Genomic DNA, 17,046 nt, shown 5'->3' with positions numbered 1-17,046 from the left:
GTGATTCAGGGGAGACTGGATCTGTTGAAATCCTCAGAAACTGATAGGAATGACGTACAGGATACAATCCCGGACAGTGAAGTGAAACGCAGACGACATACCGGTATGCGACGGTCCATTCGGTACGCCCTCTCGGCGGTTGTCGGTCTCGGAGTGATGGCACTGACAGCTGTCGTTGACAACGGTAACACCGGTCTCATGGCGATGATTCCACTCATATATGGGACGACGACGGCGTTTGCGCTCGACAACGTAGAACTGATCCGAGCCACGTCTGGTGAGGGCTCGTCACGGACGGTCGGGATGCTTGGTGGGGGAATCGGCGCAGGGACCTCGGTCGGCCTGCTCCAACAGTCGCTTGCGGCGGGGATCGCCGGCTACGGGTTATTCGTTTTCGGAATGGCACTGACCATCGCAGAGGTCGGCAGCCAGACAGATCTATAACTCCCTGCGGTGACGAGTTGTCTCGAGTGGCAAATTTGTCGGTCGAGGTTCTGATCCTCTGTTGAGACCCGAGTGTAGCAGGCGATCATCGCGTACACTCGTATAGGGTGTTTGCTCACTTAATGAGGCGAAGATACGTACAGTCTGTACGGAAACGTTCGTTCTCGAACGGAGAGCCGATTCATGACCGACAGATTTCCCACGACATCCTGCGCCGGGGTAGTACGCTAATAGTGCTTGTGTGGATTGTATATGTCTTCGACGGTGGAGAGTCGTGGGTCGTTGAGCGCATCTCGGAGACGGCGGTAATCATAATTGGTGGGTACTAGCACTGTTAGCCCTGGTTATAGTACTTGTCAGCGTATACGATGTCTGGCAGTGCTATCGAGAAAACATCTGACGTACCCACTTAAGAAATACCAAGGAAACATCACCGAACGCATATCGTAGAGACATGAATAAAGAAGGTATCAAAGATATCTGCTCTAATTCACGTGATTATATCCAATAATATCAATATAGCAGAGATAAATAGAATAGTTCCAAATATGAGAGGATATCTCGTATTTACTGCAAACCGACCTTCTGGGGAAATTGTGGAGTAGATCCCAATGAGAGAGAGGCAGACCCCTGAAATCATAATGATGAGAGCACCGACACTCCACAAGTTTACTGTGTGTGATACCAGGAACGGGATGGCTGTCACGTAGCTGTAGGCTGTGACGGCGAGACCAAATACAAAAAATCCGATACCAGTCACACGCTTCTGGTCCATATCTGGTGTAGGCGTTCTAAGAAGAATTAGGTTGTTTAGTCAGATAATGTCTCCGCCAAAGTTACACCAGCAACAAACGCTATTGATCTTACCACTAGCTACAGTTTCTCCAATCGTCCCCAGACAGGGAAGACATCCTCCCGCAATGGCTCCCGCACCACTGGTAAGGGCCGCAACGGTGGCGCAACCAGCACAAGCACCGATTTCTGACCCATAGTTACTGATTATCTGTACCAGGCAGTCGGGCTTGACGGTACCACAGGGGGCACATGCTGTTACAGGATTCGTTCCCAGAGTTGCGGTGCAGGCGCAGTCAGCAATGCCCTGGGTTGTGGCTTCCCCGGCAGACTGAACTGAGGCTCCAGAGTTAACCGAATCCGACCTCGACGACGATTTCTGCACAGGAACAATCAGGGAATTAGAAGAGTCCTCTCCCGTATTTTCGGTTCCCTTGGTGGACTGAACTGTGGCACTATCTGATGAGTCCGACTGATCCTCATTGAAGATCGTATATGAGATCTCAACAGGGACCGTGTCAGTAGATTGGAGGTCAATATCGCTCTGCTCGTACGCTTCTTTCGCATCTTTGGACAGGGATGCGCCTTTCCGGACCTCACGCCGACTGATGAAACCGTGCGTCAGGCCACTACTCCAGGTGCTCCAGATAATACCGGCATCTTCCTGAACTCCACTTGGAGACGCATCGCTGTTCTGGTACGGGATCCTGACAGTCAGGTTCTTTTCGCCCTCATGGACTGATTGGTGTGCTGTAGCTTCGTCAACATTCGCTGTCCACCCTCGGGACTGTAGTTTATTTCTCGCCGACTGCACGGAACTGTCTGCTTGGGCGGTTTTGATGACCTCTTTCTTTTTCGCCCCGTCTAGTTCTGTAACCTCAGTTTCCAAGTCTTCCGATGTTTCTCCACTGGTGGCAGCAACGGCGTCAGTCGCACTGACTCCAAATAGGAGAGAGGCCCCGATACCAGTCAGTAGTTTTCGCCGGCCCACATTTACCGAACCAGAATCACGGATCTCTTGTGCTGCTTGCCAAGCCTCAGCACAGCCACCACCGGAGCCAATTTTGTCTCGCAACTTTTCAACATAGCCGTCCTCGTCAGATACGTCCTGAGCACGTTCTGACATGCAATTGTCAAGTAAGTGTAGGCAGTAATTAATTTGTTGGGTTACATTTCAGGATGTGGGAGTCATAATGGAATTGAATACTATTGTGAGGGAATATGAGAATGGAAATACAGCCTTCCAGCGGGTTTTATAGGGGACTGAAAACCTAACACGCACCGAAACAATCTCTCGTGCCTACCAGGTTTGATTTCCTTCCGTGCCTGAGCGCTGGAATCCACTCATAGTGATCTGGTCAACTACAACAGTCAGTCGTCATGAGGTAGTCTCTCAGGTGCGGAAACGAATACGCGATGAACACCTCGCAGAGCATCGTCCAGGCCTCCTCAAAGAACTTCGAGGACATTTGCTTTCGATGTCGGCGGGATTGTCTGTTTTACTCACATATATCCAGTGTTGTAAATACCGACTACACGGGGACAGAGTGCGGATATCCGCATCGACATCCCCCACGCTCTCCCTAGAGGCACCCTACACTGCCATCCGACCCTCCTCCACCCCGCCGATGATAACCGCCACTTCCTCCACCCATAATATCATAATAATTGATGTGTATCTGTCATAAAATTATCGCAGGCTCCAACAGACATTGGTGAACAGCATCCATTGTCAAAAATAGGACCGTAATCGTAACACGCCAGTGGAAGCAGGTTAAGCCATCACTTACATTGAAAGTGACTCAGGCTGTCGATCAGATAGATAACGCTCTAGACTATCTTGACAGTCTAGACGATGAATTCGGTTTAGTGTATAACCTCACCGGCAACAAGAACTCCGGTGAGATGGATACGGACGGCATAGTCATCCTTGACGGATTTCTTCCCACATTGTACTCTGGTAACGAGCGGGCCGATCAACAATTGGGAATGGGCAAGATCCATGACCAATCGCAGAACACGAACGGATAGTGGTTATCACACTCTACGACCTCTACCAACTCATTCAGGAGGACGAAGCAAATCTGTCGGTGAGTACTTGCTTTGGCGAACTGGATACGAGGAGAATATACCAGTATGGGGTTACAGTGAACGCGAATATTGGGCCCTCTACTTTGACAATTATTGAGACAACGGCGAATGGGAAGACGGGTTTGAAATGGCCGTCGAGAAGGATATCGTGACCATCTACATCAGCGAACGATTTAATACAAGTCGTACCTCCGGAACTTAACTAAGAACCGATAGGGTAGTGTGTGGAATCTTCGTGACGATATGGACAAAGACTCCCGCGAAACCCAGTCCAATTCAATTGGCAGAATCTCGATAGATATTCACCGACGTTCTCAAGGGTAGGTTGAGTACCTCAGATATCGACTGATTACCGGGGGGCGTTGCTGAATAGAATCTCCGGGTTTTCAACTACTGCTAATTGAGCATAACTGTCTACAGACCGAAGAAACTATATCGTTTTAGGTGGGCCTAAAACGTATGTCCGAAGATAGCGGTGGGCACAAGGCACCGACGCGACGTGACTACATGAAATACGGCGGTGCAGTCATCGGCAGCAGCGCTCTCGCTGGCTGCGCTGGTCTGTTTGCGCCCGACGACACCGGGGGGACCGAAACATCAACGGTGACGGCGACCGGCACCGAGTCGGAGACGGCGACCGAGGATGTCAGCTACTCGGTAACGATGGCTCCTATGGGAGAGGTCACGTTCGACTCGATCCCGGAGCAGTGGGTGCCCTACGGCGGTGACTACGCCGACATGGGTGTTGCACTGGGTCATGCGGACAGCATGATCGGCATTGGGCAGCCCGGCGAGTACTACACGTACGTCTACGAGGAGTTACCCGGTGTGAGTGTTGACAAAGACCGGATCGAAAAGAACGACTTGGTCGAAGCCGGGATGTCGAAGGAACTGTTCTACGAAATGGATAGTGACGTCCACATTATCGACACCGGGATGCTGCGGAACTGGTTCGATTGGAGGGACGAGGACATCGCGGAGATTAGCGAGCAGGTCGGGCCGTTCCTCGGGAACATGATCTTCCGACGATCCGACAGCTGGCATGACTACCGGTTCTACACGCTATACGAGGCCTTCGAGAAGGTTGCCGAGTTGTTCCAGGAGCGCGATCGGTACGAGGCGTTCAAGCAGTACCACGATGAGTTCATCACCGAAATCCAGTCGCGAATGCCGCCGTCCGGCGAGCGCCCGAACGTGATGCTCACGTTTGAGGGGACCAACGAGCCTGACACATTCTCGCCGTACCGCCTGACCGACAAGGGGACGAGCAAGAAGCAGTGGAACGATCTCGGCGTGGCGGACGCTCTCGCCGGAACCGACATCGAGAACCTTAGTACCGATAATCGCGGCGAACTCGACTACGAGAACCTCCTCGAAGTCGACCCCGACGTGCTCCTGATCAGGGGTCACGAACAGAAGTCGGCGTCAGAGTTCCGCGATACGGTCCTTGCCTATATGAAGGATCATCCGGTTGGCAGCGAATTGACGGCTGTGCAGAATAACCGCGTTTATCGCGGTGGCTACCTCCGCCAGGGACCAATTCACAACCTCTTCCTGACAGAGCGGGCCGCGAAGCAGCTGTATCCGGATGTCTTCGGGGACGTGACCAGCGACACGAAGCTCTTCGACCGCCAGCGCGTCGCAGATATCATCAACGGCGACATCTAGCTTCGGACTCGCTTACTTCTCTTCTCAGCCCTTAGCGCCCACGTACTTCTCATTGACGTGTTTCGTTTCTCCGACGCGAAATAGGACGCTCCGGAGATTAAGTGACACAGAGCTATCAACAATTCTCAGTAATCAGGTCTTCGTAGCAGTGATTTGCAGGGGTCGTATTGGATTGGTGTCGTCGTCCTCTGAGACGCCTATTTTTGAGTGGTAGCGTGTTCCGGTCGCTAATGGTGATAGGCGCCCTCGTACAGGGGGAGAGGCTCCCAGATGGCGTGAAACGAATAATCCCAATCCGGATTAGCTGCTTTCCTAATGTGTTCGTTGAACTGTAACCCCCAGTGCGAAGAGATTCGCGGGGATCCTCTGCGGAGTTTCAATCCCGTGTTGGGTTTCTTCCGCACTGCGACCACTACGGGATTGAAACTCACGTCCCCGCTACCATCTATGCAAAGCTCATGGAGTTGCAGCCGACGAGAAACTCACTACGGGATTGAAACGTTGAACTGGTCGTAGGTACGTTTCGTCACGCGGATGTCGCCATCACGCAACTCCTTCGCGACGACCTGCTCGTAGGCTCCACGATGTGCGTCGACCCCTTCTTCCAATACTTGAAGAGACTGTCAGCCGGCGTGCGCTGATGCTGCTCCCATCCGCTCACCTCTGCTGGCAGCTGCCCGAATAGTCTCCCGGATTCTCCACCGGTTTCTCCTCCTGAAGCAGTCTTCTCTGTATTCATAGTCTCACTACACCGGGACGATAAAAACCACCGTGTGCATCTGGACGATGGTCGGGTGAACAGATTCAAATGAACGTACTCTCTTCTTTCAGGTATGGAACACAAACTCGTCGACGGACGTTCCGCCCCTGAATCGGGCGATAGCGTCCGTATTCGTGTCCTTCGGGATGAGGGGGACACGATCGCAGTTGACCGCCCGCACCGAGACCACCCGCTCGAACTGAGCGCCGATGATGAAATCGCGATCCCTGACGAACCTGGAACATACGAAGTCTGGGGTACCGTAAGCCGGGTGATGCTTGCAGAGTCGAGCGGTGCCGATTTTCTATTTCTCGACGACCACCACGTCGAGAAAGTCCACGACGAATTGGTTGAACTCCCCCGTGAGGAAGACGGCCCCAACTGGAAAGAAATAGATGCTACTGACGCAGATGTCGATCTCGATGTCGATCTCGAGTCCGTAATGCAGGAGGACACAGTCTTTGAGGAATCTGAGCCCCGTTCCCGGTCTACACTTGGTGAGGCTGAATCGCTAACAGACAGCCTGAATGAGCTTCTCTTAGACAAACCGTAGGCTACTCGTCTTCGCTACTGTCAGCGGGACTGTTGGCGTGTTTCCTCCCGTGTTCTAACGCCGACGGCGGCTCGCGTTGCAGCCGACGAGAACCCACTACGGATCGAAACGTGACGGAACGCTCTGCACAGAGCCCGCCGACGAGTTCGAGTTTCTAAAAAATGAACCAATGTTGTCGATGGTGTCCAGCCGGATTTGGTCGACAACGTCATCTGGTGTATCTGTCCCCAGCTCCTTCAGAGCGGACATGGGGCGCACCTCGGAGCCGTTCGCCCTCGTAATCTCGATGAGAATCGCGGAGACGCTTGCGAACGCAAGCGCCTCCATATATAAGCAAGACACAATCGTAGTGCGATTCCCCTATCAGGGATAATAAAGCTGAATTTGACCTGCAGGGTTCTTACTCATATGAGTATTGTTTCATAGCTTGTATCGTTTCCCCAAGCAACAGAATGTGCAGACCTCAGCAGTCTTCCCTATCTAACTGATATATTATGTCTCGACGCCAAGCCTGCTCAAGAAGTGGCTTACCACGTTTACCTCGGTCTATCGCCAGATACCATGCCGGAGCAGGAAGATTTCGTAGCTCTCGGCGCTAGTTTGGAACCTGGGAAGTGCTACGATTTCTGTATCTTGCTGTGATCATTCATGTGAACGTGTTCACCACGTGGGTGAGCAGCGCTGAGGGGGTCAATTTGGGACGCTCTGCTGCGCTTCCGCTGAGCTACCTACCACTAACACTTCCTTCCTTCCACAACCTGCCTCACGAATTCTAAACTTGGCTTACGCGGCGGAGGTTTGTCTCGTAACGGTACCATCAGTCAGCGGCCCTGTTCGGCTGTTCCAGTGGTGAACTTGTTCACAGGTACGGGGTCTCCGTGAACTCCGTCGAAGTCGATGAGAATGCCCTTCTGCGAGGTATCTTTTTCTAGCATCCCGTACTGATCGACTTGTGTCGGGTCGTGTGCCCACTCATACTCATCGTGCATATCGTCAACTAAATCGTAGGCATAGCGACGAGAGAAATCGATTAGGCCTTTGATCGTCTTTGGCTTGACCGTGATAGCGGGTTTCTCCCCTTTCTTTCGGGCTGCGAAGGTGACGATAGCCGCTATCTTCTCCTCTTTCGATGTCTTCCGTTCACCAATGTCGCCAAGTTTGTCGAGTCTATCCCTGAGCTGCTCACTTTCCTCTTCGAGGCTCTGGAATCGTTCAACGACGGCAGACGCAGCTTCAGCAACGTGATCGTACTCGCGGTCTGCTGGAGCGAGCCGGTACACGAGTTTTCTAAGTGCCGTGATCTCGATGCTACCCTTATGGATGGGTTCGGGATCAGTCACGACGACGGCATCTCCTAGATATTTCGGCAGGAAGTGCATTCGTGGAGATTCCGTACGGTTGCTTCAACGGTGTCTCTCGACTCTTCGAGAGCGCGAGACTCACGCAAACCACTCCGTAGAAGACCAGTCATCTCTAATATGGTCAGCAAGCATTTCAGCAATTTCTTCGGTCCTATCTCTTTTTGGGGCAAAGACCATTGCTCGTCGCTCTCGCCCACTTTCTGTCGGTTCAGTGGTTGAGAGATATTGGACAATAGCGTTCTTTTTGGGATCCTCAAATCTCCGCGGGAAATCGTTGGTCTCGGTTGATTCACCGTCTCTGAAAAAATTCTATCTCACCACGCTCACCCTCTTCAAGATATATTCCTTCGTATAATGGAATCATACGCCAGTCACCCGAATCACTATGGCTCCCACCAATCCAATCAGCAAGAGTTGGGAATTGGCAGATGTAGGCAGTAGTGCGTTCCTAGATGTGTTCTCTGGTTGTACCACCATACTTGGATGATATTTAATATTAAAATAACATATCTACTACTATAATGCCTCTGTATGGTGGTATAAGTCCGATATATACGAGCAATCTTGCTCTTCGTTAGGATAGAATTCAAAAATGTAGTGGAGAATCGAATCGAAATTTGTCACCGATACCGTGTGTCCACTAATGTAGTTCCCCCTAAGACCCGACCGTCGTGTTCTGGGCTTGTGGCGTACCAGCGAGGGTAATTGATCACTCCAGATTATGGATACGTGGACGTCAATCGTGTTATCTATTACACCATTACAATAGCATTTTTGTAAGGGTGGAATCTACCAGCCTCCATTCAGAATTCCAGCCGAATTAGAATTTGTCCGGTCGCAGAGGGCGACGTTCTCCATCGTGATCGAGACTGTCACCTTGTCGTTTTTGAATTCCTCGTCGTGGGAGACAGACTCAGTCTGACTCTCGGTGATGTCGGAAAGGAAGTACTCTCAGACGCTGTCATGGTCTTCTTCTTGGGCAGAGACTTTGATGTATCCGTAGGTCGTAGGGCTGGTGGTGATGTTCATTTGCTATCCTGATTTCTCCGCTGGTTTCTACGGTAGGTACCAAGCCCGCAGGAAGGAATGGAATGTTCAGCGGAGCACTATCGGTGAAGATCGAATTGATTGCAGAACCTAGCACTAACGGAGCAGCATGGCCAATGAGATTTGTCAATGCGGTTGTGATGACTCCTACAATGAAATATCATTTATAATCGGCGCCGTACTTTTTCAAAATTCTCCAAAGGCTCCTCCGTTCGACAGTTCCTCCTGTGTTTTCGGCCGACATTGCGTTTAGTCTCTAGCCCGACAATAAAAATAGTTACATTATATATTATCGTCACATACAACAATCCAAATAATATCCACGAATTAGCTGAGCAGCCATTGGCTCCATGGAGGTGTCCGAATCGTTCGATCTTCACCGAGTACAGTGATATTCACCTGTCAGCGACCGACTCACGCCCTGTATTCAGCACGGCCCCAGAAAATTATCAGCGGCTGAGAATTTCAATAGAGCCGAATTAATGTATGTCCGCTATCGAAGCAATTCGTATGAGAGATTTTCCGACGCGCGTTAAGTTTGGTATCGTCGAGGTACTTTCAGTTCTCATTTCACATGGGGATTCCTCGTAGTCGCTATAGCCATCATCGCTGGATGGACGCACCTCGCCCGTCGTCGCACGGAGTGAGACATGGCCATCTTCCTGCGTCTTCAGGCGCAGGCGGGTATCAATCGACGAACCAGCCATCAATAATCTCAGCTTCCATGCTGAGTCCGGCGACACCGTTGGCATCGTCGGCCCGACTGGCTCCGGGAAATCAACAATCCTCAAGCTCCTTTTCCGCTTCTACGACCCCACCAGCGGAACGATCACCGTCGACGACACCGATATCCGCGAGTTTTCGAAACACAGTTACCGGTCTGCTATCGGCTATGTCAGTCAGGACCCGTACCTCTTCGCTGGAACCGTCGCCGAGAACATCAGCTACGGAGCCCCAGACACAACCACAGACAAAATTGTCGAAGCCGCCAAACAAGCAAAAGCACACGAGTTCATCGAGGACCTCGACGACGGATACGAGACCGACGTCGGTGAAGGCGGCAACCGGATTTCGGGTGGCCAACGGCAACGCATCGCGCTCGCTCGCGCAGTCGTCGGCGACCCCGAAATCATGATTCTCGACGAGGCAACCAGCGACGTTGATAATCGAACGAAGGTCCTCATTCAGCAATCACTCCGAGAGGTTACCGCGAACCGCACGACGTTCGTCGTCGCGCATAACATCTCTACAGTCCGATTTGCCGATCACATCCTTACTATCGAAAAAGGAGAGCTCAAAGAGGAAGGAACGCACGAGTCCCTCGTCACCCAAGATGGACTCTATACAGACCTTTGGCGGCTCCAAACCGGAGATCTCGAAGGTCTCTCTGACGACGACGAACTACAAGCCGCACTCGCGCAAGACTAAACTCGCTAGGAGCCATCAACTCACTCGTTGAAACTACTCCGGCGGCCATCACCCACCTGAAACCTGCTTCACAACCGCTCGCTCGGGTTAAGTTAGAGGATGAGGCGCTCACTTCAGAGTGTCTATGACCGAAATCGAACGCCTCAGCGAACGAATCATGTAGATCGACTTGTCGTTTGTGGAGCGAGATCAAACGCCGCGCTGGGCGATTGAAATAGGGATCCGCAGTCACTTGGCCGGCATGTCGCTGCGTGAGGTAAGTAAGTATCTCGGAAGGTTTAGGATCGATCGGAGCGAGGTCGCCGTTCACAACTGGGTTCATCAAGTCGATCTACAGAGAAAACAAGGCGAGTGCCTCGGGGCTTGACCCCGGGGCGGTTCACAGCCAGTTCCCCACAATAGCTCCTAGAAATCAGTCGACCGCTGGGCCAAAGCCTTCGCCGCGTACCATAATGCCATCAGCCAACCTTGACACCCTTCCTACTCCCAGAGTTTTTTACTTTCCTCCCGACTCATCGGAGTAGCAGAGATTGGCGGGTCTTCTGCGACGTAGACCCGTTCATTCTCAGTTTGTATACGGTGTTCTCCAACCTCCTTAGCAAGTTGTGATCGCTGAACCTCCTTGATCCCGAATTCCTCTTTTTCTGCTTTAGACATCTTCCGCGGATCTCCCATCGGTCCCTGCGCCTCACTGGAGGACCCATCTTTTCCAGATGTTGAGACGTCGCACTTGGAGAATTTGAGATCCCAACCAGTATAGGCTTGACCTGCGTGCGCACTGATCTGGACGGGCGGTGTGTCAGATGAGGACGTTAGATAGTTGGCGACGCTGAAAACAACCTGATGGGCACCCCTCTCAATTCCACTGTATCCGCCTTCCCAGATGAATGACGCGGAGTCATCGGGAGTCTTTTTGTCGTACGCTATCTGTCCAAGCGAGTTCGCAAGTTGGGCACCAGACAGTACGAGCGCCGCCTGAGTCTTTTCTGCAAGCGTGATTGCAAGACCGGCTGCGCTGATAACTGCACCATTAAAGTCCTCGACATTGTCTGGATTGTTGGACTGAGGTGCTAGGGCGTTGTTTTGCTCGCCTTTCGCTGCACGAACTGGGACTTTCGTTGTGTTGTTATTCTTGATCCGAACTCCTTGAGACCGGAGCTTGTCGGTGGGATCCCCTGACTCGGTCTCCACTGCACTGACCTGACTACTAAATTGAAACTCGTGTATCCAGTAGTCGTCTATATTTTGGTTTTCGTCTTTGGGTTCGTAATGGGAGTGAGTGAGATCTAGGACTGAACATACGTGATGGGTAGTTCCGGATGGGAACTGCGTATCATATTCACCATGATCTTTCCATGGGCTCGGTCTGGGTCCGCATTTGTTAGAATCTGCGTTCGGGTCAGTTTCGTATGCTACAGCACCAGTGCTTGCACTCGACCCAAGTGCGGCACTACCAACTACTACTCCACCGAGGCCTTTCAGCGCGCCTCGTCGAGTCACTCCTGTGCCATTTTTTGCCAAGTCGCTTTCGCTGTCTCGTGACATTGTATACGACACTTTCATCATGATTTTGCTGATTTCTTTATTTTAATTCCTGACTGAATCTTCATCTTGTTATACTTTTAGGTATCCTTTGAGAGAGTTTGTCAGCAGGTGGTCATTCCCACAGAGAGTGAGGCACATCACTAACCCTGAAAGAAAAGATAAATCCCCCATGACATGCAAAACCGTAGATATGAGTGAGCGAGATCACGTTCTCAGTCGGCGTACGGTTGGCACTGTACTACTAACAACGCTTGCGGGATGTACAGTACTTGACGAGAACCCGAATGAGCGGTCAATCAATCTTGAATCACGCGAGGTCACTTGGAGAAAGAACCAAACGGCGGACACTGACCACACAGCACAGATACTCTACTCACGAAACGAAGCAGAACTCGTTATCACGGGTAACTTTGTCTCCAGCGGAAAACTTACCGATCTCTATGCGCACGTGCCTACGGTAAATAATGAGGCTCGCACTACCATCGATGTCCGACTGGAAGCAGACGTCGAATCTGCTCAACAAAACCGTTCTCTGTACCGGTATCTCCTGGTGCTTCAGTTCGAGTGGGTTCCTGACAGTGACACCTTCATTCTCGTGCGGCACCAACAGGCCAACGGGGAGATAACAATGGTGGACGACTACATAGTGCCGAAAGACCAAACGACCGCGAATTCTAAGTAGTCTTTCAGTTACAGTTGTGGGTGTGTCTCGACGTGATACTTACCGCACTTTCTTTCCGCTGTTCGTATTGAGACAGCGCCCAATCAACCGCGGCACAAGTATCATTGCGGATGATTCCACGAATTCCGCCATTCGTGAAGACCGCGATACTAGCGTGATTTCCTTCCGGAGAGTCCAGTATCCAGATTGCGTATGAATCTGTTAAATCAGTTCGGTACATTGTAGCTTGGTCGTACTCCTGAAAAGTAGCTATCATCTCTTGCATTTCCTCACTCAGCGAGTGATACAGGGAGTTGTCCCAGATTAGTTCCACTTCCTTGCCAGTGTCAAAGGAGTCAGTCAAGTCAGCAAAATGCCGCTGGAAAATGACGGGGACCGTGCCTTTCAGAGATTTCGCGTTTTTCATAAGTTCTGTACTCTTCTCGAGCACCGCCCACGGTTGCTGGTCGTCAACGAGATCGAAATCTGCATCTCGTAAGAAAACGGTGTCAAACGTATTCGTCGGAACTTCGTTGAGTATTTTCGGTGATGCTTTTATGGTTTCTACAAACCGGAGGTACCGCTCGTATTCTCTGATGGCTAACCGACCGGTTTCCGTGGCTTCGTAGGTCGAACCAGTCCTCGTTATGCAGTCGTGCTCAAGCAACTCGTTCACTCCTCGGTCGATTGTTGACCTCGAAAGGTCCATCTGAGAGACCAAATCTGGCTTTGACTGCGAGCTATCGACGAGTTCCTCTAGGATGTCATGGCGCTTTCGGATTGTTGTCTCCATATTTTCTCTTGCGGCCACTTGTCTTAGCTGACGAAATATAACAATTACTGCCTGTCAGCTACAGCCGCGAATTTTTTATTTTTGTTTTCGTTCGATATTGGTCTGTACGAAGCGATCAGAAGAAGATTCCAGTTCGACTGGAATTCTGAATGGAGGCTGGCATATTCCGGCCTTACAAGAATAATATTGTAATGATAGAACATATGACATGATTAACGTCTACGTACCCACGATTCGGATTGCTCGATTTTACTCGCTGGCACGCCACAAGCCCAGAACACGACGGACGGGAGGTCTCCAGGAGAACTACATTGGAGAATAAACACGGTATCGGTGACAAATTTCGCTTCGACCACCCACACTTCACGACATTTTTGAATCCGACGCTAATCAATCGCCAGATTGTTCGTATATCTACGATGTACACTACTATATAGAAGAACTATAGCAGTAGATACACTATTTTAATATTAAATAGTACTCGGGTACTGTGAAATAACTAAGAATGCATATGAGAACGCACTACTGCCTACACCTGCCGCTTTCCAACTGTAGATTACCACAATACTGGAGCAGATCATACATTTTAGAAATGACAGACTACCGCGAATCCATCCCAGAGAGATAGACTCGACACAATCGCGAATCAGGGAAATAGGAATGTGAGACCGTTATTATTTCAGTTCTATTGAATTATTTACTGCATTGATTGTAGCTATGCTCGCTGGCGTTGCTATTGGAGGAAATGCTGAGCCAAGGACTCTCTGAAGAGCTGTTGTTGTTATCGTATTCTTCACGACCCTCGTCGGATCGATGATATTACTTAAAAATATGCAAAATAGTATGGATAATATTTTTCTAATAGAGTGGACTCGTACATCAGTTCCATTCTCTCATCTGCAATCTGTAGGAACAAGGAAGTTCGTTGGAAATCTTTTCTGCCCCCTCGAATAATCTCAATCACTCCAGCAGACCGTACTTAGATCTGTGAGACGTGGAACTGCAGGTCTACTGTCCAACGGAATTTATTGACCAACTCAACTACGGTGAACGGTACAACTGCGGTCAATAACTCATCTACGAAATGAGCCAACGGAGAAGAGCTGGCCGAAACCTTTCGAGCGACGGTCGTGCGGTTCGCCTCCGGCGTCGAGTTCGGATCGTTCACCGTCGCGACCGAGAACGGGAAGCTCCGGGTCGACCCGGGGTGGCTGCGAGACGTCCACGACGCCGACCGGCTGGCGGCGGTACGGCCGGTCGGCTTCCCCCCGAGCCGGACGGGCACGTCTACCTCAGGAATTCGCCGTACGTCCAGCTGGCTGATCACTCGACGGAACTGCCGCTCGAACGGCTCCGAGGCGTCGTCGTCGATGACCCGGACATCGACCTGAAGAACGACTACTTCCTGTCGAAGGCCGTCCCCGAGGGGGCCCGGCTGACGGTCCACGGCGAGCTGTCCGTCGATGCGGGGACGCCGACCATCCGCGGGACCGAGAAGACCCCGCTTTTCCCTCTCCGACGGCGGCGGCGATGCGATCCGCCGTTCCCTTCGGCGTCGGGCGCTCACCTACGGCGTCTATCTCGCGTTGGCGTCGGCGGCCACTGCGGTTTCGGTCGTCGCCTTCTCCTGAGCCGTCGGCGCGCTACTCGTGCCGTTCGTCGTCCTCGCCGTCTCCTTTGCGACCTCGGGGACCAAGCAACTCATCCACTACTCGTAGATAACAATCTCAAGGAAGCGCTTCCACAGGATACACATCAACTAGCATAACTAGACCGATTAGGACCAAAATCAACTGGAACAGTCTTGTGTGCTCGTCGGTCCAGTCACGCACATCCTGCGATCGAAGTCGCAATAGAGCGATCCCTGCAATGGTCAAGATTCCAGCACTAGCTAGCGCGTGCGACATAAATAATATGAAAACGCTTCCCAGCAAGCAAAACACAGCAACACCTATGTCTGAGATTTTTCCCCACCCACCATACTTGCTATTCTGCTCCATGTACCCCTAACACGACGCCCTAACAACATGTAATCTGTCATCGCTCACGGTCGTTGCCATCTGTTGCCGTGACGCCAGACCCACCGAGATGGTCATCAATCTTTGCAAGTGCAGTGTCGAAACGTTCGCGTGGGGACTGGTCTGGAGCGTCTGTATTGGTCACACGTTGACGAAGGTCTTCAGCATGAGCTACGTCGCCGATACGTAGAACTCCCGCTTCGAACACCGACGCAGCAACGCTTGGTGAGAGTGTGTGGATGTCGACGAGGTATACGTCATCCGTTCCGAGCGCATCGCTCAGATCCGCACTGAGACCGAAGAATGCGTCGTTGTACGCGGGGTCCTCACGGTCGGTCGTCTCAAGCTCTACTGCAATGTCGGTATCACTTGTTGGATGTGTCGTTCCGGTGGCGTGGGAACCGAAGAGGGTGCACACTGTACCGAGTGTTCCTGTAGAACCGCTCGAAGTTTCTCGAGCGGGCGGGAATCGTTGATATCAGCTGACTCAACGGTTCTCATTATTGTGACCAACGTGCCTGTGTCATATAATGCCTCAATTATCCCGGTGGTTGGACACGGGTTGTCGGTGCTGCATTCGACATTCTCCCCGCCCTACAGGGCGTCACCAGACCGATCTGCGTTCTGAGTGCCCGCCAGACGCAGTCTGCCGACGGAATAGCAAACGCCTCAGTCCGACCATCGTTAGGCTTGGTCGAGTATCTGCTCCCACAACCCCGGCAGGTCGTCTATCTGTTGCCACCCGGCGGCTTCGTCGACATCCTCCTCGACGATCGTGATCTCTGTGAAGTAGTCGTCAAGGACTTCTGCCCGTTCCATCGCGAGTGGTGGAACGCAGTAATCCTCCTCGATCCAAATCGCCTCTCCACTCGCCGGGTCGAATCGCGCGTTCTCTAACGCCTTCGTCATCGCACGGCCGAACGGCTCCATCGCTTCGATCTCACCGCTCTCGAGTCGCTCCCGCAGGTCCGGGAGTTGATCGCGCTTCGGCCGGGCTCGAACGAATCGCTTTGCCATACGAACACATACGGACTGGCCGTTATTCAATCCTTGAGCTGACGCCTGTCAGTCGATGTCCACGGGCAGATCGTCTTTCCGAAGCACGTAGTGGGGCGGCTTAAACGAGGTGGTTATCGCGTGTACGCCCACCCCAGTTTCCTGCACCTGGCTGAGTAGTTCGGCGAACTCCGGATCGACATCTCGGTAGGGTCGGAAGCGTTCGACGTCAGGTCGCTGCACCACGAACACGACATGCGTCTCGTGGCCGTCTTCACAGAGCGCTTCGAGGCTTCGGAGGTGACGCCGACCACGCTCAGTCTGCCGATCTGGAAACTTGGCGATGCGGTCTTCGACGTGGGTGCAGGATTTGATTTCGACGGAGGCGGTGTTGCCGCTCGGTGTCTCGAGACGGAAATCCGTCCGGCCGTGGTCGGGCAGCGCAGGTTCTCGTTTTCGGCAGGTGTATCCGTCGAACGCAGGAATCGCGTTGCGGCCGAGTGCGCGCTCGAAGAGGTCGTTCGCTAACGCCGGTCGAACGCTCACGTACACGGTGTCAACATGGACGGCGATAGCGTCGTAGTCTGTCGCCCGCTCCGGATCGTCGACTGGTGCACAGAGAATCTCGTGTCCCGGTTCGATCGTCCCTTCGAGCGCGCCAGGGTCCCCGAGGAAGACACGTTCTGGCTCGTCTTCGAACCGAACGCGGACGACGAACCGATTGGGCCGGTCGACGATGGTTCCAGTGCATAGCTCGTCATCGATCGTGAGTAGCGAGTCCATTCGAGTGTGTCCGTACATTGCGGCTGACGGGATACCAATCGTTCGTCTTGACGATGCGCTCGGTCTGGGGTCTCGGGCGATGAAGCTCTACAGATAAGCGAGGCGG

At 52.2% G+C, this 17,046-nt stretch carries 14 protein-coding genes and 2 pseudogenes; 8 read left to right on the top strand and 8 right to left on the bottom strand.

What is annotated here, in order from left to right:
* The first annotated feature begins 105 nt into the window (after positions 1-105).
* Positions 106-444, top strand: coding sequence for a hypothetical protein (locus HBOR_RS17310; RefSeq protein WP_006054506.1), 339 nt, complete (start codon positions 106-108; stop codon positions 442-444).
* 490 nt (positions 445-934) lie between these two features.
* Here the strand turns inward: HBOR_RS17310 and HBOR_RS17305 are convergent, their stop codons facing one another.
* Positions 935-1,219, bottom strand: a complete 285-nt coding sequence (locus tag HBOR_RS17305; RefSeq protein WP_013440795.1) for a hypothetical protein — start codon at positions 1,217-1,219, stop codon at positions 935-937.
* A 39-nt stretch (positions 1,220-1,258) separates the two neighbouring features.
* Positions 1,259-2,362: a hypothetical protein gene (locus HBOR_RS17300; RefSeq protein WP_006054507.1), complete on the bottom strand. Its 1,104-nt coding sequence runs from the start codon at positions 2,360-2,362 to the stop codon at positions 1,259-1,261.
* Between the two features lie 1,424 nt (positions 2,363-3,786).
* Here HBOR_RS17300 and HBOR_RS17290 point away from each other — a divergent pair.
* Positions 3,787-4,995 (top strand): ABC transporter substrate-binding protein, encoded by a 1,209-nt coding sequence (locus tag HBOR_RS17290; RefSeq protein ID WP_006054509.1) that lies wholly within the window; start codon positions 3,787-3,789, stop codon positions 4,993-4,995.
* An 833-nt stretch (positions 4,996-5,828) separates the two neighbouring features.
* On the top strand, positions 5,829-6,308 hold the full coding sequence (locus HBOR_RS17285) for a hypothetical protein (RefSeq protein WP_006054511.1): 480 nt from the start codon (positions 5,829-5,831) through the stop codon (positions 6,306-6,308).
* Positions 6,309-7,129: 821 nt separating this feature from the next.
* Here the strand turns inward: HBOR_RS17285 and HBOR_RS17275 are convergent.
* Positions 7,130-7,687 carry a hypothetical protein gene (locus tag HBOR_RS17275; protein WP_006054513.1) on the bottom strand — a complete coding sequence of 186 codons (558 nt, stop codon included), beginning with the start codon at positions 7,685-7,687 and terminating at the stop codon, positions 7,130-7,132.
* A 1,638-nt stretch (positions 7,688-9,325) separates the two neighbouring features.
* Here HBOR_RS17275 and HBOR_RS20605 point away from each other — a divergent pair.
* The 3 genes and pseudogenes from HBOR_RS20605 to HBOR_RS20675 form a co-directional block, all read left to right on the top strand.
* Positions 9,326-9,811: pseudogene (locus HBOR_RS20605) on the top strand (ATP-binding cassette domain-containing protein); the annotation flags it as partial.
* Positions 9,812-9,847: 36 nt separating this feature from the next.
* A complete protein-coding gene (locus tag HBOR_RS20395; protein WP_006054515.1) occupies positions 9,848-10,144 on the top strand; it encodes a hypothetical protein in 297 nt (98 codons plus the stop codon).
* 163 nt (positions 10,145-10,307) lie between these two features.
* Positions 10,308-10,481 (top strand): annotated as a pseudogene (locus HBOR_RS20675) (IS6 family transposase); the annotation flags it as partial.
* A 143-nt stretch (positions 10,482-10,624) separates the two neighbouring features.
* Here HBOR_RS20675 and HBOR_RS17260 read toward each other — a convergent pair.
* A complete protein-coding gene (locus HBOR_RS17260) occupies positions 10,625-11,335 on the bottom strand; it encodes a hypothetical protein (protein WP_006054516.1) in 711 nt (236 codons plus the stop codon).
* 544 nt (positions 11,336-11,879) lie between these two features.
* On the opposite strand from HBOR_RS17260, the gene HBOR_RS17255 reads away from it, so the two are divergent.
* Positions 11,880-12,371 (top strand): hypothetical protein, encoded by a 492-nt coding sequence (locus HBOR_RS17255; RefSeq protein WP_006054517.1) that lies wholly within the window; start codon positions 11,880-11,882, stop codon positions 12,369-12,371.
* A gap of 4 nt (positions 12,372-12,375) precedes the next feature.
* Here HBOR_RS17255 and HBOR_RS17250 read toward each other — a convergent pair whose 3' ends face one another.
* A complete protein-coding gene (locus tag HBOR_RS17250) occupies positions 12,376-13,143 on the bottom strand; it encodes a helix-turn-helix transcriptional regulator (RefSeq protein WP_006054518.1) in 768 nt (255 codons plus the stop codon).
* Between the two features lie 1,207 nt (positions 13,144-14,350).
* Between HBOR_RS17250 and HBOR_RS19515 the strand changes: the two genes are divergently transcribed.
* Positions 14,351-14,911, top strand: a complete 561-nt coding sequence (locus tag HBOR_RS19515; RefSeq protein WP_193788266.1) for a hypothetical protein — start codon at positions 14,351-14,353, stop codon at positions 14,909-14,911.
* A gap of 269 nt (positions 14,912-15,180) precedes the next feature.
* Here HBOR_RS19515 and mntA read toward each other — a convergent pair whose 3' ends face one another.
* The 3 genes from mntA to sfsA all read right to left on the bottom strand — a co-directional run bounded on the left by mntA (position 15,181) and on the right by sfsA (position 16,940).
* The gene (gene mntA / locus HBOR_RS17235; RefSeq protein WP_006054522.1) at positions 15,181-15,579 is read right to left on the bottom strand and encodes a type VII toxin-antitoxin system MntA family adenylyltransferase antitoxin; all 399 of its coding nucleotides are present in this window, start codon (positions 15,577-15,579) and stop codon (positions 15,181-15,183) included.
* A 266-nt stretch (positions 15,580-15,845) separates the two neighbouring features.
* Complete coding sequence (locus tag HBOR_RS17230) at positions 15,846-16,178, bottom strand: hypothetical protein (RefSeq protein ID WP_006054523.1); 333 nt, start codon at positions 16,176-16,178, stop codon at positions 15,846-15,848.
* A 48-nt stretch (positions 16,179-16,226) separates the two neighbouring features.
* A complete protein-coding gene (gene sfsA / locus HBOR_RS17225) occupies positions 16,227-16,940 on the bottom strand; it encodes a DNA/RNA nuclease SfsA (protein ID WP_241432321.1) in 714 nt (237 codons plus the stop codon).
* Positions 16,941-17,046 lie beyond the last annotated feature (106 nt).

It is taken from the genome of Halogeometricum borinquense DSM 11551 (assembly GCF_000172995.2).
Lineage (GTDB): Archaea > Halobacteriota > Halobacteria > Halobacteriales > Haloferacaceae > Halogeometricum > Halogeometricum borinquense.
Note: the sequence above shows the minus strand (reverse complement) of the source record. Positions and strands in the feature narration are given on the sequence as shown.

Coding starts and splice junctions, on each gene's coding strand:
- HBOR_RS17310 (WP_006054506.1), top strand. CDS start 106: ATGCGACGGTCCATTCGGTACGCCCTCTCGGCGGTTGTCGGTCTCGGA.
- HBOR_RS17305 (WP_013440795.1), bottom strand. CDS start 1,219: ATGGACCAGAAGCGTGTGACTGGTATCGGATTTTTTGTATTTGGTCTC.
- HBOR_RS17300 (WP_006054507.1), bottom strand. CDS start 2,362: ATGTCAGAACGTGCTCAGGACGTATCTGACGAGGACGGCTATGTTGAA.
- HBOR_RS17290 (WP_006054509.1), top strand. CDS start 3,787: ATGTCCGAAGATAGCGGTGGGCACAAGGCACCGACGCGACGTGACTAC.
- HBOR_RS17285 (WP_006054511.1), top strand. CDS start 5,829: ATGGAACACAAACTCGTCGACGGACGTTCCGCCCCTGAATCGGGCGAT.
- HBOR_RS17275 (WP_006054513.1), bottom strand. CDS start 7,687: ATGCACTTCCTGCCGAAATATCTAGGAGATGCCGTCGTCGTGACTGAT.
- HBOR_RS20395 (WP_006054515.1), top strand. CDS start 9,848: ATGATTCTCGACGAGGCAACCAGCGACGTTGATAATCGAACGAAGGTC.
- HBOR_RS17255 (WP_006054517.1), top strand. CDS start 11,880: ATGAGTGAGCGAGATCACGTTCTCAGTCGGCGTACGGTTGGCACTGTA.
- HBOR_RS17250 (WP_006054518.1), bottom strand. CDS start 13,143: ATGGAGACAACAATCCGAAAGCGCCATGACATCCTAGAGGAACTCGTC.
- HBOR_RS17230 (WP_006054523.1), bottom strand. CDS start 16,178: ATGGCAAAGCGATTCGTTCGAGCCCGGCCGAAGCGCGATCAACTCCCG.
- sfsA (WP_241432321.1), bottom strand. CDS start 16,940: ATGGACTCGCTACTCACGATCGATGACGAGCTATGCACTGGAACCATC.